General features: G+C 42.0%; 19 protein-coding genes. 3 read left to right on the forward strand and 16 right to left on the reverse strand.

The window, feature by feature from the left end:
- The gene (locus tag AOQ70_RS06715) at positions 1-1,200 is read right to left on the reverse strand and encodes a globin domain-containing protein (RefSeq protein ID WP_059375315.1); all 1,200 of its coding nucleotides are present in this window, start codon (positions 1,198-1,200) and stop codon (positions 1-3) included.
- Between the two features lie 183 nt (positions 1,201-1,383).
- On the opposite strand from AOQ70_RS06715, the gene AOQ70_RS06720 reads away from it, so the two are divergent.
- Both AOQ70_RS06720 and AOQ70_RS06725 read left to right on the forward strand, forming a co-directional pair.
- Positions 1,384-1,815 carry an Rrf2 family transcriptional regulator gene (locus tag AOQ70_RS06720; protein WP_039177468.1) on the forward strand — a complete coding sequence of 144 codons (432 nt, stop codon included), beginning with the start codon at positions 1,384-1,386 and terminating at the stop codon, positions 1,813-1,815.
- Positions 1,816-1,975: 160 nt separating this feature from the next.
- Positions 1,976-3,451, forward strand: coding sequence for a catalase (locus AOQ70_RS06725; protein WP_039177466.1), 1,476 nt, complete (start codon positions 1,976-1,978; stop codon positions 3,449-3,451).
- A 143-nt stretch (positions 3,452-3,594) separates the two neighbouring features.
- On the opposite strand, the gene AOQ70_RS06730 is transcribed toward AOQ70_RS06725, so the two are convergent.
- The gene (locus AOQ70_RS06730) at positions 3,595-3,915 is read right to left on the reverse strand and encodes a YqzG/YhdC family protein (protein WP_371412180.1); all 321 of its coding nucleotides are present in this window, start codon (positions 3,913-3,915) and stop codon (positions 3,595-3,597) included.
- A gap of 191 nt (positions 3,916-4,106) precedes the next feature.
- Between AOQ70_RS06730 and AOQ70_RS06735 the strand changes: the two genes are divergently transcribed.
- The gene (locus AOQ70_RS06735; RefSeq protein WP_024426598.1) at positions 4,107-4,355 is read left to right on the forward strand and encodes a YhdB family protein; all 249 of its coding nucleotides are present in this window, start codon (positions 4,107-4,109) and stop codon (positions 4,353-4,355) included.
- 50 nt (positions 4,356-4,405) lie between these two features.
- Here the strand turns inward: AOQ70_RS06735 and AOQ70_RS06740 are convergent, their stop codons facing one another.
- The 14 genes from AOQ70_RS06740 to AOQ70_RS06805 all read right to left on the reverse strand — a co-directional run bounded on the left by AOQ70_RS06740 (position 4,406) and on the right by AOQ70_RS06805 (position 21,883).
- Complete coding sequence (locus AOQ70_RS06740) at positions 4,406-5,290, reverse strand: GNAT family N-acetyltransferase (RefSeq protein WP_059375363.1); 885 nt, start codon at positions 5,288-5,290, stop codon at positions 4,406-4,408.
- A gap of 250 nt (positions 5,291-5,540) precedes the next feature.
- Positions 5,541-6,191, reverse strand: a complete 651-nt coding sequence (locus tag AOQ70_RS06745; protein ID WP_059375321.1) for a response regulator — start codon at positions 6,189-6,191, stop codon at positions 5,541-5,543.
- Entirely contained in the window at positions 6,188-7,333 is a 1,146-nt protein-coding gene (locus AOQ70_RS06750) for a GAF domain-containing sensor histidine kinase (RefSeq protein ID WP_059375324.1), read from the reverse strand. The genes AOQ70_RS06745 and AOQ70_RS06750 overlap by 4 nt, the downstream gene beginning before the upstream one ends.
- 156 nt (positions 7,334-7,489) lie before the next feature.
- Positions 7,490-9,235 (reverse strand): phospho-sugar mutase, encoded by a 1,746-nt coding sequence (locus tag AOQ70_RS06755; RefSeq protein ID WP_059375326.1) that lies wholly within the window; start codon positions 9,233-9,235, stop codon positions 7,490-7,492.
- A 146-nt stretch (positions 9,236-9,381) separates the two neighbouring features.
- The gene (gene glpD, locus AOQ70_RS06760) at positions 9,382-11,043 is read right to left on the reverse strand and encodes a glycerol-3-phosphate dehydrogenase (protein WP_047202870.1); all 1,662 of its coding nucleotides are present in this window, start codon (positions 11,041-11,043) and stop codon (positions 9,382-9,384) included.
- Positions 11,044-11,182: 139 nt separating this feature from the next.
- Positions 11,183-12,679 carry a glycerol kinase GlpK gene (glpK, locus tag AOQ70_RS06765; protein ID WP_039177444.1) on the reverse strand — a complete coding sequence of 499 codons (1,497 nt, stop codon included), beginning with the start codon at positions 12,677-12,679 and terminating at the stop codon, positions 11,183-11,185.
- 15 nt (positions 12,680-12,694) lie between these two features.
- On the reverse strand, positions 12,695-13,510 hold the full coding sequence (locus AOQ70_RS06770) for an MIP/aquaporin family protein (protein WP_039177442.1): 816 nt from the start codon (positions 13,508-13,510) through the stop codon (positions 12,695-12,697).
- A gap of 214 nt (positions 13,511-13,724) precedes the next feature.
- A complete protein-coding gene (locus AOQ70_RS06775) occupies positions 13,725-14,282 on the reverse strand; it encodes a glycerol-3-phosphate responsive antiterminator (protein ID WP_024425304.1) in 558 nt (185 codons plus the stop codon).
- A gap of 345 nt (positions 14,283-14,627) precedes the next feature.
- On the reverse strand, positions 14,628-15,968 hold the full coding sequence (locus AOQ70_RS06780; RefSeq protein WP_059375330.1) for an aspartate aminotransferase family protein: 1,341 nt from the start codon (positions 15,966-15,968) through the stop codon (positions 14,628-14,630).
- Between the two features lie 255 nt (positions 15,969-16,223).
- Positions 16,224-17,816, reverse strand: a complete 1,593-nt coding sequence (locus tag AOQ70_RS06785) for a PucR family transcriptional regulator (RefSeq protein WP_059375332.1) — start codon at positions 17,814-17,816, stop codon at positions 16,224-16,226.
- 26 nt (positions 17,817-17,842) lie between these two features.
- Positions 17,843-18,766: an AEC family transporter gene (locus tag AOQ70_RS06790; RefSeq protein ID WP_059375335.1), complete on the reverse strand. Its 924-nt coding sequence runs from the start codon at positions 18,764-18,766 to the stop codon at positions 17,843-17,845.
- Between the two features lie 284 nt (positions 18,767-19,050).
- On the reverse strand, positions 19,051-19,467 hold the full coding sequence (locus AOQ70_RS06795) for a VOC family protein (RefSeq protein ID WP_024425308.1): 417 nt from the start codon (positions 19,465-19,467) through the stop codon (positions 19,051-19,053).
- Positions 19,468-19,663: 196 nt separating this feature from the next.
- Entirely contained in the window at positions 19,664-21,202 is a 1,539-nt protein-coding gene (locus tag AOQ70_RS06800) for a bifunctional GNAT family N-acetyltransferase/carbon-nitrogen hydrolase family protein (protein ID WP_012009394.1), read from the reverse strand.
- 15 nt (positions 21,203-21,217) lie between these two features.
- Positions 21,218-21,883 carry an HAD family hydrolase gene (locus AOQ70_RS06805; RefSeq protein WP_041089572.1) on the reverse strand — a complete coding sequence of 222 codons (666 nt, stop codon included), beginning with the start codon at positions 21,881-21,883 and terminating at the stop codon, positions 21,218-21,220.
- Positions 21,884-21,978: the final 95 nt, after the last annotated feature.

The following is a 21,978-nucleotide window of genomic DNA, read 5'->3' on the forward strand; positions in this document are numbered from 1 at the left end:
TTAGACGACTTCCATTTCTTTCGTGGATTGCCCGCCAAATGCTTCGAAATGAATATGGTCTGCTGGAATTCCCAGCTCTTTTAAAATATGAATGATCTCCTGTGTAAACACCGGGGAACCGCATAGATAAAATTGGCCTTTCCCTTCTCCGATTACCGATTGAAGAAATGGACGATCAATGCGGGAAGCCGCTTTCTCAACAAGCTCACCCTTTCCAGACTGCGCAAATTGTTCATTACATAGAATGATGCGCCCATGGGCAGCTGAAGCTAAAACGCGTTCAAACTCATTTTCAAAAGCGATGACATCCTCTAGTCGATCAGCATGAATCATCGTAAATGTCTGGCTGTTTTGTGCCGCAGTTTTCACTAAACCAATCATTGGTGTGACACCAGACCCTGCACTGATGAAATAAACAGGCTCATTTATGTCATCTTGCAAGCAGAACATTCCCTGCGGCATACTCACTTGAAGAACGTCCCCTTCTTCCATTTCATCATGCAAAAATGTGGACACATGACCATCACGCTTCACTGTAATACGGTAATAAGATGGATGATGCTCGTCTGATAAGCTGTATTGTCTGCTGCACATATAGGCTTCTCCTGGCATATCTGTCTGAACCGTAATGTATTGGCCTTCTTTATACATTGGCAGCTCTGATTCATCTTCTGGTACTAAATAAAAGGAGATAAGCGATGGAGATTCTTGCTTCTTTTTCTTTATCACAAACGGCTTCACATCTGCCCATCCGCCTGCCTGCTTCACATTTTCATCCATCATTTCTGCTTCAATGGTAATGAAAATATTCGCAATGATGTCATATGCAGCTTTCCACGCTAATAAAGTGTCATCTTCTTCTCTTAAACCAAACACATCTTTCATCGCTTCAATCAGGTGATATCCGACAATTGGGTACTGCTCTTTTTTGACCATGACACTGACATGCTTATGGGCAATTTGTTTGACCGCAGGAAGTAATTCCTCTAATCGATCAATGTGCAGTGCAGCCTGATATAATGTCGCAGCAAGTGCCTCTGGCTGACTTCCGTTCATAAGATTTGTTTTATTAAATTGATTGAGCAGCTCCGGGTGCTGGCGAATCATATTTTGATAAAAAACAGTGACAAGTTTGGTTCCCTCGGCTTTTAGTAGAGGAGCTGATTGCTTTATTGCATTCATTTGATCTGTAGATAACATCGTCATTCCTTCTTTCAAAAGAAGTATTTTAAATACATCTTTATCGTAATGGATGACAGTCTCTAAAAGCAATATTTATAATACATGTTTTAAATGTTGTCACATTTCACACTTTCTCGAACAGTTTTTGTCTAAAATGTGTTACGATGATACAAAACTCTATTAGGTTTAGAGGTCGTCAAAATGAAACTTACGAATTACACAGATTTCTCATTAAGGGTACTCATTTATTTAGCATCAAGAGAAAACAATGAACTGTCAAATATTCAGCAGATTGCCGATGTTTATGGCATTTCTAAAAATCATCTGACGAAGGTGATTTATCATCTTGGAAAACGCGGGTATGTAGACACGATTCGCGGAAGAAATGGCGGGATCAGGCTTGGAAAAAGCCCAGAAAGCATTAACATTGGAGAGGTTGTCCGTTATACAGAGGATGATTTAGTCATGGTTGAATGCTTTGATCCAAAGAAAAACGGCTGCATCATCTCCCCGATTTGTTCATTAAAGCATGTACTTCATGAAGCACTCACTGCTTATTTAAGCGTTCTTGACCGATACACACTAAAAGATTTAACACAAAACAAAGATGCTCTCAGGGAGCTCCTGCTTTAAGGCGAAAGAATTTTATTCTTTCGTCTTTTTCTTTACCTTCTTGTAATAATAATTTATTTAAAATTATTATAAATAAATATTGACTATCATGTTTGATTCAATATAATTAGGGTATATAGATTGCTAGAAAACACTTTTTTGTTTACAGGAGGAGAAAAGAATGACAAATTCAAATCATAAAAATTTGACAACGAACCAAGGCGTTCCTGTTGGCGATAACCAAAACTCAAGAACAGCTGGTCACCGCGGACCTACCTTTCTTGATGATTACCATTTGATTGAAAAACTCGCACACTTTGATCGTGAACGTATTCCAGAACGTGTCGTTCATGCTAGAGGCGCCGGCGCTTACGGGGTGTTTGAAGTAGAAAACAGCATGGAGAAACATACAAAAGCAGCCTTCTTAAGTGAAGAAGGAAAACAAACAGACGTTTTCGTTCGCTTCTCCACCGTTATTCATCCAAAAGGTTCACCTGAAACCTTACGTGACCCGCGCGGCTTTGCTGTCAAATTTTATACAGAAGAAGGCAACTATGATCTCGTTGGTAACAACTTGCCGATCTTCTTTATTCGTGATGCATTGAAATTCCCTGATATGGTTCACTCTCTCAAGCCAGATCCTGTAACCAATATTCAAGATCCTGACCGTTATTGGGATTTTATGACCTTAACACCTGAATCCACTCATATGCTCACATGGCTCTTCTCTGACGAAGGAATCCCTGCAAGCTACGCTGAAATGCGCGGTTCTGGTGTGCATACATTTAGATGGGTGAACAAATACGGTGAAGCAAAATATGTGAAATATCACTGGAGACCTTCTGAAGGTATTCACAACTTATCTATGGAAGAAGCAGCAGAAATTCAAGCGAACGACTTCCAGCATGCGACAAGAGATTTATATGACCGCATTGAAAAAGGCAACTTCCCAGCATGGGACTTATATGTTCAGCTTATGCCGCTTAGCGATTATGATGAACTTGATTATGATCCATGTGACCCAACAAAAACGTGGAGCGAGGAAGATTACCCGCTTCAAAAAGTTGGACGCATGACACTCAACCGCAATCCTGAAAACTTCTTTGCTGAAACAGAACAGTCTGCTTTCACGCCAAGTGCATTTGTTCCAGGAATTGAGGCATCTGAAGATAAACTGCTTCAAGGCCGTCTGTTCTCATATCCTGATACGCAGCGTCACCGTCTTGGTGCGAACTACATGCGCATTCCGGTTAACTGCCCTTATGCACCTGTACACAATAACCAGCAGGATGGCTTTATGACAACGACTCGTCCAAGCGGTCATATTAACTATGAACCAAACCGTTATGACGATCAGCCAAAAGAAAACCCTCACTACAAAGAAAGTGAGCCAGTTCTTCACGGTGACCGTATGGTGAGACAAAAAATTGAAAAACCGAACGATTTCAAACAAGCTGGGGAAAGATATAGAAGCTACTCTGAGGAAGAGAAACAAGCATTGATTAAAAACCTAACGGCTGATTTGAAAGATGTAAATGACAAAACAAAATTACTTGCAATCTGCAATTTCTATCGTGCCGATGAAGATTACGGCCAGCGATTAGCAGATTCACTTGGTGTGGATATTCGCGCTTATCTTCAAGGAAGCATGAAGTAAATCCATCTCGAAATAAATTGTTGGACAAAGGGCTAAAATGATCTTTATTTTAGCCCTTTGTCTTTTTTTGAGCGTGCTAGTAAAGGCAGTTATTGAGGGTTTGTCAGAACGCCTCGAGCACCTTTTACAAAAAATGTGCTTCTTTATAGTCGAAACACGTTAATACTAATCAAATGACCGGTCACCGGATGAAAATAAATTTCTGCATGTGCTGCAAAGCGAGTTGTGCCTTCCTTAACAGTTACGCGAAACACATCTTTTGTCTGCTCATCATTTACTTCTGTCCGGCCAATGTAATGATAATCGTTTAAAGCGGCACCTTTATATTCATCTTTCAACGCTGTGTACGCGAGTCTTTCCCAATTTTCAAACGGCTGCACCGCTGCTTTTGATGCAGGATGAATCATCAAACTGCCAAGCAAAACGATTCCTGCTGCAATAAGCATCCACCATTTCGGCTGCATGATATCATTGATCTCACTTTCATATATGTTTTGTTTAGGTTTAGCAGGCTGGTCCTTTTTCATACATGAAGCATTTATTCAGCCTATAATTCCCGGTACGCAATTCATGCGGACACCAACTTTTCCCCTGAAAAAGTCGATATGATCCGAGCAAACTAATGAGGACTTCTCAAGGGAAAGGAGAAGGTTTAATGAATGTGGCGGATTATGATAAAGCACTTTATTATACGCATCGCTCGCAATGGGATAATTTACTTATTCTTATGGTACGTACGCAAGATGATTTGCTCTCGAAACGTATTGAGCATTTCTTACATGCGTATCAATTTAACCGGAACGATGCAGATGTTGAAAAATGTTTATATGGGCTCCTGCAGTACATTGACCACGCTTCAGAGGCTGCTGCTTCTGAAGTTTATTCACAACCGATGTACACATAAAGAAAAAGGGCTAAAATGAAGTTTATTTTAGCCCTCCCTTTTACATACAATTAGCAGTGCGCTGTGATGGGAAACATAAAGTGGCCTTTTGCCCAGTGTTCCTTTGTGTAAATAAACAATGCATCCTCGTCATTTGGCTTTGTAACCGCGTGTAAACCTTCAATTGTCGTATCAGGCGTGAAATAAAAGATCACTTTTTCCGTTGTTTCCTTCACAATGCTTTCTACAACTTCTTGTACATTTGGCGTTTGAAGCGAGATGATATCAAACATATGCATCGTTTCATTTTCTTCATTCATCAGCACAATGGTATCTAATGCTTCAATATAAAAAATGTCATCCGGCCATACTAATGTAAAATAAAACATCAATAAGCTGCTGTGATGCTGAGCATCCAGCTTCATTGAGTGAGTTTGCCGCTTTTCTGCGAAACGTTCAAGTAATGAGAGGTCTTGCTCCAATGTCAGCTTTTTAACATCTACACCTTTTTTTATTTGAATAGCGCTTTTATTGATATTTAAGCTAAATTCACTTTCGTGATGACGGGTAAAACCAAATCTCGGATAAAAATCTAACACAGTTTCATTAGCAAAAAGAAAGATGACATCACACTCATTTTTGTATTCATCCATGATATGCTGCATTAACTTTGCCGCTAATCCTTTACGCTGATAGGCTTGATCTGTCATAACAGTGCCGATTTGAACTGCTCGATACGTTTGCCCATCAATGATCACTGACATAAGATAGACAGAAGCGTTAGAGATTACCTTCCCGTTATGTACAAAGGAATAAGGTATATATTTTTCATCCCAATAGCCTCTTTCGTACCAGTCACTAAAATCCAAATCAAATGTATCGATCGCAAGCTTATTAAAGCTCTCTTTTAATTTGACATCATGGCGATAATCACTTACTAATTCATATTTTCCCACTTTGATTCCCTCCCATTTTAAATTCACCTGTGATTGACCAGTTCATCACCTCCTATAAAATAAAAAAAGACTTGATGAGCATCCACTCGTCAAGTCTTTTACGTTTTTCTATTAGAAATTAGACTATACATGCCTCTCTTTTTACACAAAAGCGCACATCAAATAACCAACATCTGTGCTCTTTTTTATTCAATTCATTGAATTGAATGTGCGCTTAAAAGTTTTAGCATAACGACTAAGATCCTTTCTGTCATAGCAGCTCTTTTGGCTGATTTTTTTGATAATCCACTGCATACAGAGCCGCCTGGGTTCGATCTGCCAGCTCTAGCTTTGATAATACATGAGATACGTGCGTTTTGACAGTCTTTTCAGAAATAAACAGAGATGAGGCAATTTCTTTGTTGCTTTTGCCCTTTGCAATCTCAAATAAAACATCTCGCTCTCTATTGGTCAGCTCTTTCATCAATGCCCATTTCTGCTCTTTTGGCTCTGTCAGATGCTGCACAAGAAAGGTCGTGATATGACCATCTAACTGATAGGTGCCATTTTGTACTTCAATCATGGTCGAAAGCAGCTTTTCTGGTGCTACATCCTTTAATTGATAGGCTTTCGCCCCTGCTTGAATAGCGGGAATCACATAATCTTTATCCGCATAGCTTGTCAGGATCACAATGCGGGTGTCCGGCATTTCCAGCATCATTTGTTTCGTTGCCTCAATGCCATTCATGACAGGCATAGACAAATCCATTAAGACAATGTCAGGCTGAGTATCTCTGACAACCTCTAATGCCTCTTGCCCATTGGACGCCTCACCAACGATGTCCACATCAGGCTGTGTCTGTAAGAAAAACACCAGGCCTTTTCTCACAATATGATGATCATCTGCAATGACAACTCTCATGACGATCCCTTCCTTTCTTGTGAAAATGGCACTTTTACATGAATCGTTGTTCCTTTCCCTAACTCTGAATGGATACAAAATGTACCACCTGCTCTTCGGATGCGGTCGGACATCCCTTTCAGCCCAAGTGAAGGAAGGCTCATCTGCTCGTCATATTGAAAACCTTTTCCGAGGTCAATGATTTTCATCTCAAACGTGTCTTTTGATTGCTCAAGTTTGACCTCGACTTCTTCTACTTCCGCATGTTTTTGACAGTTATTCAGCGCTTCTTGACATACCCGAAACAAAGTTTCATTGTGAGAATGATCCATTTCTATACAGCCTGATAAAGATAAATTGCAGCGTAATCCTAAAAGCTGAGCATACTCTTCAATTGCTGTCGTAAACCCTTTTTCAAGGCCTCTTGGTCTCAGCTGCCAAATGAGTGACCGCATTTCAATCAGAGCGTCTTGTGACAAATGCTGAATAAAATCAATCATTTCCCCTAGATTCTGATCGCTTGTCATTTGCCGTGCAGCCTTAGCAGTCAGACTCACAGAGAATAGCATTTGGTTGACAGAATCATGTAAATCCTGTGCCAGCCGGTTTCTTTCTTGTAAAAGGGCGTGCTGCTGTTCATTTTGCACAAGCTTCATCCGCTGAATCGCTGTACCAATTTGAAGCGCAATGCTTTCAAGCAAATTCAGCTCTTCTTGTGTAAATGTGACTTTTCCCTTTGCCGCCACATTTAATAAGCCGAACGTACGCTTACATGCTTGTAGAGGCACCGTCGCATGATGTGTAATCCCCTCTGTATCCCCAAGCTTTTGTTCAATCGCCGTTTCAATCCGTTTGCAGTTCATAATATTGGTGGCTGATTGCAGTGAGCCTTTTGTGTATCGGTTGATGCAATAACAATCATTTTGACACATGAGCTGTTTTTGATGCTTTGCGAGTGCTTCAGGTAAAGAAACCTCTGCCATCAGCTCATATGACCCGTCTTTTTCTATAAAATAAATCCATGCTGAATGAAAGCCTGTGACATCCATCAGCATATGGAGCACTTCATGGAGCGTTTCTTTCATTTCCATGCCTTCATTTAGCTTTTCAGCAATTTCTTTTAACGTTTTTAATGTTTCAACCTTCTCTTGGTATTCTCCCATACTGTTTACCCCCGGCATTTGCAGCCTTCACTTATCATTACGCTCATTATACCATGAGTCCCCACGCGGATCTTTCTCCAAAAGAATGATTTCTTCTCATCCTTTTGACTGAGAAAAAAGCCATCATGCATTCATACATGATGGCCTTGTCTTTCGTTATTTCGCTGTTTCTTCCACAATATCATAAACGACTTTCATCACTTCTTCTGACAGATGCTTTAGCTTTTCTTCACTATCTGTTAAAGATGTGCCTTTGACTGCAATATAAAATTTCACTTTAGGCTCAGTGCCGGAAGGTCTTAAGCAGAACCACGAACCATCCTCAAGGAAATATTTCAGCACGTTTGATGCTGGCAGATGAATGGTTTCCTCTTTCTTTTCAGCCACAAGATGTCTTTGACTTGATTGGTAATCCTCGATCACTGTGATGCGCTGCCCTGCGATGGCAGCTGGCGGATTTGTTCTAAAGGTATGAAGGATCGCTGAAATCTGCTCTGCTCCCTCTTTTCCTTTTAAGGTTAATGACTTTAATCCTTCACGGTAAAATCCAAACTGCTTGAAAATATCGACAAGCGCGTCGTACAAGGACTTGCCCTGTTTTTTATAGAAGGCAGCGACTTCAACGGCTAATAGTGCCGCTTGCACCGCATCTTTATCCCGGGCAAAGTCACCGATCAAATAGCCATAGCTCTCTTCATAACCGAATTGAAACGTGTATTCTCCGCTCTTTTCAAACTGCTTAATTTTTTCTCCAATAAATTTAAAGCCTGTAAGTGTGTCTATCGTGTCGGCACCAAAAGCTGATGCTACAGCACGCCCAAGCTCACTTGTGACAATGGTTTTCATCACAACAGGACGAGGCGGCAGCTGACCCAGCTTTTGTTTTTCAGACAATAAATAATGGAGCAGCAGGGCGCCTGTTTGGTTGCCTGTTAAGACGGTAAATTCTCCTTCGTGATCTCTGACTGCAATGCCTAACCTGTCAGCATCTGGGTCTGTTGCAATGAGGATATCGGCATTTTGTTTTTCGCCAAGCTTGATGGCATACTCAAATGCTGCATGCTCCTCTGGGTTCGGCGAGGTTACTGTTGAGAACTGTGGATCTGGTTTTTCCTGTTCAGGCACAACCGTTACATGCTGATAACCTAGAGTCTGAAGTCCGTTTCTGACAGGGTGATTGGCTGTCCCATGAAGCGGAGTAAACACGACTTTGACATCGACCTCATGTGCCAGCTCAGGGTGCACACTTATGGTTTTTAATTTTTCAATATAAGCCTGGTCGATTTCTTCTCCGATCATTTTGATCAGCCCTTGCTGTTTCAACGTTTCTTCAGAATCAACTGAAATCGACAGTTCATTTTCAATTGCATCTACTTCTTGAATGACTTGATCTGCTTCAAATGGAGGCAGCTGCCCGCCATCTTCACCATACACTTTATAGCCATTATATTCTGGTGGATTATGACTTGCTGTCACAACGATTCCAGCAAATGCATGCAGCTCACGAACCGCAAAGGAGAGCTCTGGTGTCGGACGCAATTCATCGAATACGTACGTTTGAATGCCTTGTGAAGCAAGTGTTTTGGCTGCTTCCATCGCAAATTCAGGCGATTTATGACGTGAATCATATGCAATGGCGACGCCTCTTTTTTTTGCATCCTCTCCATGTTTCGCAATATACGCAGCAAGACCTGCTGAAGCTTTACGAACAGTATACACATTCATTCGGTTCGTGCCTGCACCAATCTCACCGCGCATTCCTCCAGTGCCGAACTCAAGGTTTTTGTAGAAACAGTCTTCAAGTGCTTGATGATCATCTTGATGCGTCTCCAGCCATTCCCTTAGTTCAGTATCCAGGTGCTTCTCATTGATCCATCGCTCATAACTCGTCTTCCAACTCATGGTCGTCCTCCCCAGCTCTTATCATCAATATAATAACATCTACAGTTATTTTATATGGAATCATCCTTTATGTCATGCTATATCATTGGCAGTTGGAAAAAATGCAGAATAAATAAAAAAAGCCGATACATGATCGGCTTTTCCTTTTATTCAGCATCAAGCGGTACGACTGCTTCATGGAATAATTGATCTAATTCTGTTTGATGTTTCTGTTTTGCTGCTTCATCCCAGCCAAAACGCTCTGCCATGTAATCAACAACAGGCTGTGCGTATTTTTTTGCCCAATTGATATTAAATAATAGGCTTCCTGTTCTTCTTAAAAAGAAATCGACAGGTGTTACAGCTAATTCTTCTTCGATCGCATAGACAAGCTCTGCCAGCACATATGCTGGAATGTTTCGTTTGTCTGCTTCCCCTTGAAGCTGCTCTACTCGTTTGTAGACACTGCTGACGTTTGAACCATATTTTTCAGCTAATTTTTGTGCAATCGGTTCTGTTAAACCAACAGATGCTCCTTCTGCTGTTTTCGCTTGAACAAAAGCTGCCATGTTTTTAGATCCGCCTACATGACCGCCTGAGATTGGCATATGTTTTGTTTTACATGGACCATAATCTTTGCCAGTCTCTTGTTTCAATCCATCACGTACGAGATCGACAATATGCTCAGCCATTTTGCGATAGCCTGTTAATTTACCACCAGCAATGGTGATTAAGCCTGAAGATGATGTCCACACTTCATCCTTACGAGAAATTTCTGAAGGATCTTTGCCCTCTTCATGAATAAGCGGACGAAGACCGGCCCAGTTGGACTCCACATCTTTTTCTGTAATATTGAGATCAGGGAACATGTACTGAATCGCTTGAATGACATAGTCACGATCGGCTTTTGTCATACGCGGATGCTCCAGCTGTTTTTTGTACACTGTATCTGTTGTTCCAACGTACGTTTTGCCTTCTCTTGGAATGGCAAAGACCATACGTTTATCAGGTGTGTCAAAGTAGATTGCTTGTTTTAATGGGAAGACCGATTGGTCGAATACTAAGTGAATTCCTTTTGTGTGCTGTAAGTGTTTTCCTTCTTTTGAGTGGTCCTTGTCTCTAAGCTGATCTACCCATGGACCTGTCGCATTGACGATCTTCTTCGCATACACATCGTATGTTTTCTTCGTCATAACATCTTCAATGACAACACCAACCACTTTGCCTTTATCATAAATAAATTCTTTTACTTTCGCATAGTTGACCGCTTCCGCTCCGAATTTCACAGCCTCTTTCATCACTTCGATTGTGAGGCGTGCATCATCTGTACGATATTCAACATAGTAGCCGCCGCCTTTTAAGCCGTCCTTTTTGACAAGCGGTTCTTTTGCAAGCGTTTCTTTCGCACTTAGCATGCTTCTGCGTTCGCTATGCTTTACGCCAGCTAAAAAATCATACACTCTAAGTCCAATAGAGGTTGAAAACTTCCCAAATGTCCCGCCTTTATGCATCGGAAGAAGCATCCATTCTGGCGTCGTGACATGAGGACCATTTTCGTATACGATGGCACGCTCTTTACCGACCTCTGCGACCATTTTCACTTCAAATTGTTTTAAATAACGAAGTCCGCCGTGCACTAGTTTCGTTGAGCGACTAGACGTACCTGCTGCGAAATCCTGCATTTCTGCAAGACCGACACGCATTCCGCGTGAAGCCGCGTCAAGTGCTGTACCAGCGCCTGTAATACCCCCACCAATGATAAACACATCATATGGTTTTTTTGTCATTTCCTGCAGCATTTGTTCTCTTTCTAAGCTAGAAAAAGTCATCTCTTGTTCCTCCCATGTTGTACGGTAAAGAAAAAGAGACCGCAAACACCCAAAGCGTATTTCTACACTTCGGTGCCTGCGGTCTCTCCAGTTCTCCAACCGTTCTATTAACTTACTTGAAGTATACCATACTTTTGGTTTATTTGAAAGCTTGAGCTGCTTTTACAGCCTTTTTCCACCCGCTGTATAACGAGTCACGGCTGTCCTCTTCCATTTTAGGGTCAAAGCGCTTGTCAAGATTCCATTGTTTTGCAATGTCTGAACGGTCGTTCCAGAAGCCAACTGCTATTCCCGCAAGATAGGCCGCACCGAGTGCCGTCGTTTCATTAATTTCTGGACGCTCTACTGGTACATCCAGCAAATCACTTTGGAAGCCCATTAAGAAATCATTCTTTACAGCTCCGCCATCTACACGCAAAGTTTTTAATGAGATGTTTGAATCCTTTTCCATCGCATCTAAAACATCCTTCGTTTGATAAGCAAGTGATTCTAACGTTGCACGGACAAAGTGCTCCTTAGAAGTACCGCGTGTTAATCCGAATACAGCGCCTCTGACATCACTGTCCCAGTATGGTGTGCCTAGACCAACGAATGCTGGAACGACATATACGCCCTCTGTTGACTCAACGCGCTCCGCATAGGCTTCGCTGTCTTTTGAGTCTTTAAACATTCTCAGCCCGTCGCGCAGCCACTGAATTGCTGAACCAGCTACGAAAATACTTCCTTCTAAAGCATATTCAACTTTACCGTCAATGCCCCATGCAATTGTCGTTAATAAACCATGATCCGACTTAATTGCTTTTTCCCCTGTATTCATCAACATGAAACATCCTGTACCATACGTGTTCTTTGCCATTCCTTCTTCAAAGCAAGCCTGACCGAATAGTGCAGACTGCTGGTCTCCCGCCGCTCCTGCAATCGGGATATTTCTGCCGAAGAAGTGATAGTCTGTTGTTTCACCATAGATGTGTGAAGATGGTTTTACCTCCGGAAGCATAGAAGCAGGTACGCCAAGGATATCAAGTAGTTCTTCATCCCATTTCAGATCGTAAATGTTGAACATTAACGTTCTTGACGCGTTGGAGTAATCTGTGACGTGTGATTGACCGCCTGTCATCTTCCAAATGAGCCATGTATCGATTGTGCCAAACAGCAAGTCGCCATTTTCTGCTTTCTCACGAGCACCTTCTACATTGTCTAAAATCCATTTTACTTTTGTCCCTGAGAAATAAGCATCAATGAGAAGACCTGTTTTATTTCTAAACGTTTCATTGTGTCCTTGCGCTTTTAGCTCTTCACAAATGCCTGACGTTTGTCTAGACTGCCAAACAATTGCATTATAAACAGGTGCGCCTGTATGTTTATCCCAAACAACAGCTGTCTCACGCTGGTTCGTAATGCCGATACCGGCGATTTGATCTGCTTCAATGCCTGATTCAATTAAAGCAGTTGAAATGACGGATAGAACAGAGCTCCAAATTTCATTTGCGTTATGTTCTACCCAGCCTGGGTTCGGAAAATATTGATTAAATTCCTTCTGAGCTGTATGTGCAATTTTGCCTTCTTGATCAAATAAGATCGCTCTTGAGCTTGTTGTCCCTTGATCTAAAGCGAGAATATATTTTTCTTTTGCCATGGTGTTTTCCTCCCCTTACATACTTTCATTTACAGCATTTGTTTGATTTTTCGTAGAGACATAGAGTCCTAACAATACCACAACTAAAATAACGCTTACAATCCAAAAGGCTGGAGTGATGTTCGCTTTAAAGGCTGCATTGTAGAAAACACCGCCAAATGCGCCGCCTAAAATTGGACCAACGACTGGCACCCAAGCATACTTCCAATTCGATGGACCTTTACCTGGAATCGGTAGAATCGCATGAGCAATTCTCGGACCTAAATCACGTGCAGGATTGATTGCATAACCAGTTGTTCCGCCTAATGAAAGACCAATTGCGACAATTAAGAAACCAACTATCAGCGGATTGATTCCGTCTGCGAATTTATTTGCACCAATCGCTAAGATTCCTAGAACCAATACAAATGTACCGATGACTTCACTAAGTACGTTTGCAAAAGTATGCGGAATCGCAGGACCAGTTGAGAATACACCCAGCTTTGCACCTGGATCGTCTGTTGCTTTCCAGTGCGGTAAGTAATGTAAAAAGACAATAATAGCTCCTAATAATGCGCCAAGCATTTGACCGGCAATATACATTGGTACATCAGCCCAAGGAAAACTTCCTTCTAACGCAAGCCCGATTGTCAGTGCAGGATTCAAATGCGCTCCGCTGATTCCACCTGTTGCATAAGCTGCTATGGCTACTGCAAATCCCCATCCGAAAGCGATTACAATCCAGCCGGACTGATATGCGAGCGATTTCTTTAAATTGACTGCCGCACATACACCGCCTCCAAAAATAATAAGCAGCATTGTACCTACGACTTCACCCCAAAATGGTGTCATGAAAATTCCTCCTCTGGTTCAGTTGCCATCCCCTATGAATGTGTAAAAAAGATAAAGAAAAAAGATCCACAACAAACATACTTTACATCAGGGTCATTTGTCACCTAGTAAAGCGCTGTTGTGGATCTCCGTTTCTCCATCACATGATATTAACTTAGTGCTATAGTATCAGAGGATGAAAACGTTGTCAATCAATTTTCACATTTTATCTTTTTCACTTTTGGAACGCTTTCCAAAGGGCTGTATTCGATGTTGTCACAGCTGTAGCACCTGCTTCAAGCGCTCTTTCTACATCTTCTTTTGTACGGATAAACCCGCCTGCAAATATTGGAATCCCAGCTCGCTCGCGCACTTCTGTAATGAGATCCGGCACGACCCCTGGCAATACTTCAATAAAATCTGGGCGATGTTTCCCTACGAACTCCATGCTTTTTTCCATGGCACTTGTATCAAGTAAAAACATTCGCTGAATGGCATATACCTTTTTTTGCTTGGCTTTTACTATGACAGAAGACCTAGTAGAAATAATTCCTGCCGGCTTCATTTCCTGACAAATAAATTCCGTTCCATACTCATCATGTTTGATCCCATGAATGAGATCGACATGGACAAACATTTTTTTATGATGGGCATTTGCCTCATTCATGATGCCCTTTAGCCGGCCTAAATGGACATCAAGTAAGACCCCATATGTAAATGGACTTTTTAAAAATTCCTCAAATTGCTTCATATTGCGAACAGCAGGTAGAATGGGTTGATCATGAAAACTCATATGCCGTCTCCTTCAAAGTGTATTGGTTCAGTCACCTCCTAACAGTAATAGAATCTCTTCTATTTTTCAATACACCTAGTGTATCCAATGCCGATTTTACTTAGCAGCGTATGTGCTTTTTCCATAGAAAAAAGCAGAGAAATCTCTCTGCTCAGATTGTTGACAAAGGGCTAAAATGATGTTGATTTTAGCCCTTTGTCTTCTTTTCAGCGTGATAGAAAACCTTTGCAGTCTAGGAAGGACGAGCACCGGAGCGGAGCGAATTTGACATTCGTGAGCACCGGAGCGCAGACCTGCGGGCGAATGCGAGGGTTTGTCTACACGCTGAGCAGAGAAATCTCTCTGCTATAACTGTGCCATGCTTTCTTTAAGCGTGTTTATAATAAATGAGGCGTCTTCGTCTGTTATATTGAGCGGCGGTGCAAGCTGGGCAACGTTATTATAGCCGGCAACCGTATCACCATTTTTCCCAATGATTAGTCCGCGTTTTTTACATTCTGCAATCAATTGACCGACAACCTGTGGATCAGCTGGTTTTTTGGACTGTTGATCCTGGACAAGCTCAATTCCAAACAGCAGGCCTTTTCCTCTGACATCACCGACAAATGGATGCTCTTTTAACTCTTGCAAACGTTCAAGCATGTCTTGCCCAAGCGTGTCAGACCGTTCTACTAATTTCTCGTTTTCCATGATCTCTAGGTTCGCAAGGGCAACCGCACAGGAAGCAGGGTGTCCGCCAAATGTATTCACATGGCGCAGCCTGTCATACGTATCTTCCCCTGCGTAGGCTTCATAGATTTCTCGTTTCACGCACGTTGCAGAAAGAGGTAAATAGCCGCTTGTGATCCCTTTTGCCATTGTGATGATGTCCGGCTTTACATCTTCATGCATAAAACCAAACCGCTTCCCTGTCCGGCCAAAGCCGCAGATGACTTCATCCACAATGAGAAGCGCTCCATGAGCCTCACAGATGTCTTTAACCTTCTTCAAATACCCTTTTGGCGGCATTAAGATACCGCCGCCTGTAATGATTGGCTCCATAATAACTCCAGCAATGGTCTCACTTAGTTCCCACGTCATCGCTTGATCGATTGCCGCTGCACTTGCCAAAGTTTCTTGATCCTCAGGATGACGATACATATCAGGCGGTGCGACATGGATAAAGCCTTGACCTAATGGTTCATATTTATATTTACGCTGCGCCTGCCCCGTTGCGGCAAGGGCAGCTGCTGTATTGCCGTGATACGACCGATACCTGGAGATGAACTTTGTTCTTGTGCTCTCTCCTTTTTGCGCATGATATTGTTTGGCGATCTTAAATGCGGCTTCATTGGCTTCAGAACCGCTGTTAGAAAAGAAGATGACATAGTCCCCTCCAAGCCATTCATTTAGCTTTTCAGCCAATTGAATCGCTGGCACATGACTTTGCGTCAGCGGATAATAAGGCATTGTATTTAGCTGCTTATATGCCGCTTCTGCAAGCTCTTTTCTGCCATATCCGGCATTTACACACCAAAGACCTGACATCCCGTCTAAATAGCGATTCCCATGAATATCTGTCACCCATGCGCCTTCTGCCTCGTGAATAACCATGCTTTCATTTTCCTTGTTTGTCCCTTTCATATGATGCCAGATCAACTGATCATCTTTCGCCTGAAGATTTTGAGCCTGCTCATGTATTTTCATCTTCCCGCCCCCATGTATCCGTTTTCATCACTAAAGAAGCTTAGACCGGTTCAGCAGCACATTGCCTCTCCATTCATTATATGGATGAAAAGGGAGGCATATGAAACTGAAACTAGGCCGCCTGTAAGAGAGAACCAACCGTTACTTTCATTATAAAAAAGGGGCCGGGCTGATTACATTAGACAGATCGTCAACTGATTGAAAAGAACAATAAGACATTCTACTCGGGTGCCTTAGCAAATCTAACAAAAATCGTTAACGGCGATTTCCTTGCAGGAATTCATATGCAAGAATCGCAAATTCAAGCGCCTGTCGTTTCGGGGCCTGCATCATATCCTCGCCAAGCAATGCATGCAGTTTATCTAGTCTATGATAAAGGGTCTGCCTGACAATAAAGAGCTGGCTTGCAGTTTCCTTTTTAGAACCGTTTGTTTGTAAAAAGATATTCAGCGTTTGATAGAGTCTCCCGCTATTTTGCTTATCATATAAAAGCACAGGCTCCAAATACTCTTTCACCATACATTCAAGCAGTCCGCTTTCCTGCATGACAGGCATGAGACGGAGCATATGCAAATCTTGATAAAATGGGCTTTCCACCCGATGGGGCATCACTTTCTTTAAATGCAGCACTTCTTTGGCTGCTTGAAAGCTTTTTCTCATATGCTGAAACTGCTCACAATATGGACCGATGCCATAATTGATCACGGTTCCGCGTGGCTGCTCCCGATCATACAATTGTTTGATGTCGCTTGCAGCCTTCTCTGCACGCTCTTTCCAGTCTTCTTTCTTTCTCGTGTTCAATAAAATAAACAAGGTTTGTCCTTGATGCTCATACGGAATCAAATGGAAACCCGCACGCTGAAAGATGGAGCGGCACGATACGAGAAAATATAGATTTCCTGCGATTTCTTCGATTTGATGATGCTTTTGAAAGAGCATCACGACACAGCCGGTTGGCTTTTTCAATCCTTCTGTTTCTTCAAGATGCTCTAATATATCTCTTTCTGTATGCTCTTCTTGGAACCATTTTTGCAGCCATTCGTTCTCTTTGGTCTTCTTCAATTCTTCTGTATAAAGCTCTCTTAGCGTTTGCTGGGCCAGAGCATTTGCTCCTTTATCCATTACGAGCAGTTCAAATTCTGAGAGTGTGTTTGTTTGATGAATGAGCACAAGGTCTGCAAATGTCTGCTTGAGTGCAAGCACTTCTTTTTTGGTCACTTCGTATCCTTTTGGCAAGGAAGCAAACTGTAAATAATTCATGACCATCTCTTCGGTTTGTTTGGAGGAATCACATAAAATAATCGGCTCCCCCTGAACAGGAATGAGTAAAAGAATGCCCCTTACGTGCTGATACACTTGATCCAAAATATCCATCTGCGGATGGGGAGTCAGCAAAAGCTCATTCAGCTTTGATGATAGTGCTTCTAGATCAGCCATCATTTGATATTGGCGTTCAATCATCATCGTATGGAGATGCTGTGTGATGTTGACGAATTTCACTTCTTTTGTAAACAAAATCAGCGGAAAATCTCTTTCTTCTGCATACACAATCAGTTCTTCCGGCAAATCGAATCTGAGCGGAACAAATTCAATACACAAGCCTGCTGCACCAGAATCGATCAGCTGTTTTAAAAATGCTTGAAACACATCCAATTGGTCATGGAATCCTGCGGCTGTTGTTAGTATGAGCTCTCCCCCATTTAACAAATCTTCTACAGCAGGCACTTCTAACACATGGACCCATCTGACCTGCCGAAACAATCCCTTTTCTCCTGCTAACACTTTCGCATGGGCAAAATACTTTGTTTTCAACACATCACTCACTTGAAAATGAACGTCTACATTCATTGATATGTCCCCCTTTGTTTTGCCGCCTATCCCCTATCCCAGAGGTGCATAGATAAAATCCATAATAAAACTGGTAATGTCACGATGCTTAAAACGGTACTGAGAAATGTCGTGCTTGAGACAAACTCAGGCTTCGTTCGAAATTGTACAGCCATGAGCGTAGTATTTGCTGCTGTCGGCATCGCTGCAACTAAGATCATAATTTGTTTCACTAGATCATCTACCGGTAAAATAAGTGTAAAGCCAAATGCGATGAGTGGTGAGATAAACAGCTTCAGCAATACAGCATAAGAAATGTTGCGATAATCCACTTGCTTAAAAGAAATGACGGCGAGCTGCATGCCTAAAATAAGCATAATCGTCGGTATGGCGGCATCTCCCACAAGCTGGACACCCGTCATCACCTCTTTAGGTAGTGAAAGATCCATCAGCTGAAATAATAGACCGAGGAGTGCCCCATATGCAACCGGCATACGCAGCACTTTTTTCAGCACGACCTTTCCATCCCCTGCATCCTCTCCGCCCTTTGCTGCATAATACATACCGATCGTACTCATGACAAGCTGCTGCAGCACCATTAAAACGATGGCAATATCTAAACCAGCTGCTCCGAAAACAAGCAGGACAACAGGCGTGCCGTAATTCCCATTGTTCATAAATGCTGACGATAGAATCATGGCACAATACATTTCCTTCGAATAACCATAAATACGAGATAAAATAAAGACACATAAAACAAGTGAAAGACAAAGTCCGACGACAAAAATAGATAGGTACACATAGTCCATCGACACTTTGTTTTGATAAAAGGTTTCAAACGCAAGAAATGGTGACATTAAATATAAAGACATTGATGAGAGCGTATGTATGTCAAAACCAATGGCCTTCTGCCCAATATACCCGATAAGGAAAATACCGAACACTGGCAGTAAGACAAGTAAAAACTCCATGCTGCACCTACTTTTCTCTAGATGAATTCCTATTTTTTGTTTCCTCATAATCATACCACTGTTAAACAATAAAAAAGAAGCATCCTTATGAAAGGCCGCTTCTGATTATTGGCAAAGGGCTAAAATGTTCTTTATTTTAGCCCTTTGTCTTCTTTTCAGCGTGATTGAAAACCTTTGCAGTCTAGAAAGGACGAGTACCGAAGCGGAGCGAATTTGACATTCGTGAGCATCGGATCGCAGGCCTGACACCGAATGCGAGGGTTTGTCTACACGCTGAAGCACCCTTATGAAAGGCCGCTTCTCTCCTCATCCAAATAGAACACTTCCCACAAATGACCATCAAGATCCTGAAAGCTCCAACCGTACATGAACCCATGATCCTGCTTTTCCTTAAACGGTGACCCGCCTGCTGCCATCGCCTGCTCCACCAGCTCATCGACCTCTTTTCGTGAATCAACCCGCATAGAGACAATGACCTCTGATCCCTGCCTTGCATCCACCAATTGTTTCTCTGAGATGGTTTGAAAATGCTTATGGGTTAACAGCATAACCGTAATGGTGTCACCAATGACCAAACAAGCTGCCTGATCATTCGTCAGCTGCTCTTGAAAGTCAAAACCCAGCTGCTCAAAAAAAGCCTTTGATTCCTTGACATGCTTTACCGGTAAATTGATATACAAATGTTTAGCTTGTCGCCCCATTTTCCTCTCCTTTTTGAACACATGATCTCGTTTCAGTATATTCAGATTTTACTCGAGCATCCCTTTATCACATGAAAAAATAAGTTCTCCTCCTTCTTTAGCTTATTTTTACAATAAATTATGATGAATCCAGCTGCTATGTCATTTTAAAAAATGTCATCAAAAAGAAGCGCCTTATGATAGGCGCTTCTTTTCATTATTTCTTATATTCAATATGGTACACATCTCTTCTTCGGTCTTTGAGCTGACGTACCGTTCCATCTTGCCGCTGTCTTCTTAAAATTTCTAAATCGACATCGCCAACGACAACCATTTCTATATTCGGATTACATTCTCCTACAATCCCATCTCTTGCAAATTCAAAGTCAGATGGGGCAAAAATCGCTGATTGTGCATATTGGACATCCATATTTTCGGTTTGCGGAAGGTTTCCGACAGTTCCAGAGATGACGGTATAAATCTGGTTTTCAACCGCTCTAGCCTGTGCACAGTAACGCACTCTTAAATAGCCTTGACGGTCTTCTGTACAGAACGGAGTAAAAATAATTTTTGCTCCTTTATCAGCTGCAATCCGAGCCAGCTCAGGAAATTCAATATCGTAGCAAATTTGGATCGCAATTTTACCACAGTCCGTATCAAATACCCGAACCTGATCACCTGCTGAAATCCCCCACCATTTTCTTTCATTCGGTGTGATATGGAGCTTATATTGCTTTTCAATCGTTCCATCACGTCTAAATAAATACGCGATATTGTAGATTTTCCCTTCCTCTTCAACGAAATGGGATCCACCAATGATATTAATGTTGTACTTCACAGAAAGGTCTGTGAACAAATTAATGTAGTCCTCGGTATATTCCGTGATACGCTGCACTGCAAGACTTGGGGAGCGCTCCTCTAAATAAGACATGAGCTGCGTTGTAAAAATTTCTGGGAAGACGGCAAAGTCAGCTGACGCATCTGATGCGACATCAACATAATACTCCACCTGATTCATAAATTCCTCAAAGGAATGAATTTGTTTCATCGCATATTGAATGACGCAAATACGAACTGGGAATGCCGATTTATAATATCTTTTCGATTGCGGACGATAATCGACGTTGTTCCATTCCATTAGCGTCGCGTATGTGCTGGATGCCTTATCATCCGGCAAATAATTCGGATTAATCCGCATCAGGCTGAATTCATTTAACAGCTGAAAAGATAAAACAGGATCATAAATTTGGTGAAGCATGACCTGCTCCACATATTGACGAGGCGTCATTTCCTCTTGGTATTTATGATAATTCGGGATGCGTCCGCCAATAATGATACTTTTCAAATTTAATCTTCTTGCTAAGTCTTTTCTTGCTTCATATAAACGATGGCCAATTTTCATGCGGCGGTACTCAGGACTAACCATAACCTCAATTCCGTACATATTCATCCCATCTGGATTATGGTTTGTGATGTACCCATCATCTGTGATGTCCTGCCAAGTATGACGGTCATCGTATTCATCAAAGTTAATTAATAAACTTGAACAAGAGCCAATGATTTCTCCCTCAAATTCAGCACAAAACTGACCTTCTGGGAAATGCTCAAGATGGCTTTCAAGATGCTCTCGTTTCCAAGGGTCCATGCCCGGAAAGCATACCTCCTGTAAGGCAATGATTCGGTCAATATCTTCTTCCCGGATATTACGGATCACCATTCTTTTTTCAAACCGCGTTAAATCGAGTTTTTCTGCCATGATGTTTTTGCCCCCTTACTGATCCTCTTTTTCAAGCTGATGGAATAGCTGGAGCAATTCGATTTCAGCCATGGATTCTAATCTCACATCGTATTCTTCAAATTGCAGCGTGCTCGTCACTTTGTTTGGGACGATGACGCATTTCATGCCTGCCCGTTTGGCAGCCACTGATCCATTCACTGAATCCTCAAAAGCCACACAATCCTTTGGCTCTACACCTAAGCAGCTTGCGGTTTGCAAATAAAGCTCTGGATGAGGTTTGACTTCTTCCACATCATCTGACGTGCGGATACATTCAAAGTAATCAAAAAGACCAATTTGCTTCAGGTGATCAGACACCCATTTATAGTCTGAGCTGGAAGCAAGTCCAATCTTGATTCCAAGTTCTTTTGCTGCCTGTAAATAAGCTTCTACGCCAGGTCGTGCTGATTCATCCTTCATTCTCTTTTGAAAACGAGAACGCCGGTCCGCTGTGAGTGCCTCATGATCTAGCGTCTTTCCTAGCTGTTTTTCTAAGTATTCAAACGGCTTAAAGCCTGCCTGCGTCCCGATGACGTTGCCCCAAACAGAAAGAGGCAGCTCCGACTCATGCTCCGCAAACATTTCTTGTAAAACTTCATATTCATGTGTTTCTGTATCTAAAATTAATCCGTCAAAATCAAATATAATCGCCTTTACCAACGAGGCCACTCCTTTTTTTTACGAAAGTCTTTAATATGATACTCAATGCTATCATATCGTGAATAAAATTGACTTTCAAAGATGAATGTCTGCTA

It is taken from the genome of Bacillus sp. AM 13(2015) (assembly GCF_001518755.1).
GTDB lineage: Bacteria > Bacillota > Bacilli > Bacillales > Bacillaceae > Bacillus > Bacillus safensis.

Bases quoted from the DNA above. Each gene is read 5' to 3' on its own strand.
- AOQ70_RS06715 (WP_059375315.1), bottom strand. From the start codon at position 1,200: ATGTTATCTACAGATCAAATGAATGCAATAAAGCAATCAGCTCCTCTA.
- AOQ70_RS06720 (WP_039177468.1), top strand. From the start codon at position 1,384: ATGAAACTTACGAATTACACAGATTTCTCATTAAGGGTACTCATTTAT.
- AOQ70_RS06725 (WP_039177466.1), top strand. From the start codon at position 1,976: ATGACAAATTCAAATCATAAAAATTTGACAACGAACCAAGGCGTTCCT.
- AOQ70_RS06730 (WP_371412180.1), bottom strand. From the start codon at position 3,915: ATGCAGCCGAAATGGTGGATGCTTATTGCAGCAGGAATCGTTTTGCTT.
- AOQ70_RS06735 (WP_024426598.1), top strand. From the start codon at position 4,107: ATGAATGTGGCGGATTATGATAAAGCACTTTATTATACGCATCGCTCG.
- AOQ70_RS06745 (WP_059375321.1), bottom strand. From the start codon at position 6,191: ATGAGAGTTGTCATTGCAGATGATCATCATATTGTGAGAAAAGGCCTG.
- AOQ70_RS06750 (WP_059375324.1), bottom strand. From the start codon at position 7,333: ATGGGAGAATACCAAGAGAAGGTTGAAACATTAAAAACGTTAAAAGAA.
- AOQ70_RS06755 (WP_059375326.1), bottom strand. From the start codon at position 9,235: ATGAGTTGGAAGACGAGTTATGAGCGATGGATCAATGAGAAGCACCTG.
- glpD (WP_047202870.1), bottom strand. From the start codon at position 11,043: ATGACTTTTTCTAGCTTAGAAAGAGAACAAATGCTGCAGGAAATGACA.
- glpK (WP_039177444.1), bottom strand. From the start codon at position 12,679: ATGGCAAAAGAAAAATATATTCTCGCTTTAGATCAAGGGACAACAAGC.
- AOQ70_RS06770 (WP_039177442.1), bottom strand. From the start codon at position 13,510: ATGACACCATTTTGGGGTGAAGTCGTAGGTACAATGCTGCTTATTATT.
- AOQ70_RS06775 (WP_024425304.1), bottom strand. From the start codon at position 14,282: ATGAGTTTTCATGATCAACCCATTCTACCTGCTGTTCGCAATATGAAG.
- AOQ70_RS06780 (WP_059375330.1), bottom strand. From the start codon at position 15,968: ATGAAAATACATGAGCAGGCTCAAAATCTTCAGGCGAAAGATGATCAG.
- AOQ70_RS06785 (WP_059375332.1), bottom strand. From the start codon at position 17,816: ATGAATGTAGACGTTCATTTTCAAGTGAGTGATGTGTTGAAAACAAAG.
- AOQ70_RS06790 (WP_059375335.1), bottom strand. From the start codon at position 18,766: ATGGAGTTTTTACTTGTCTTACTGCCAGTGTTCGGTATTTTCCTTATC.
- AOQ70_RS06795 (WP_024425308.1), bottom strand. From the start codon at position 19,467: ATGGGGCGACAAGCTAAACATTTGTATATCAATTTACCGGTAAAGCAT.
- AOQ70_RS06800 (WP_012009394.1), bottom strand. From the start codon at position 21,202: ATGGCAGAAAAACTCGATTTAACGCGGTTTGAAAAAAGAATGGTGATC.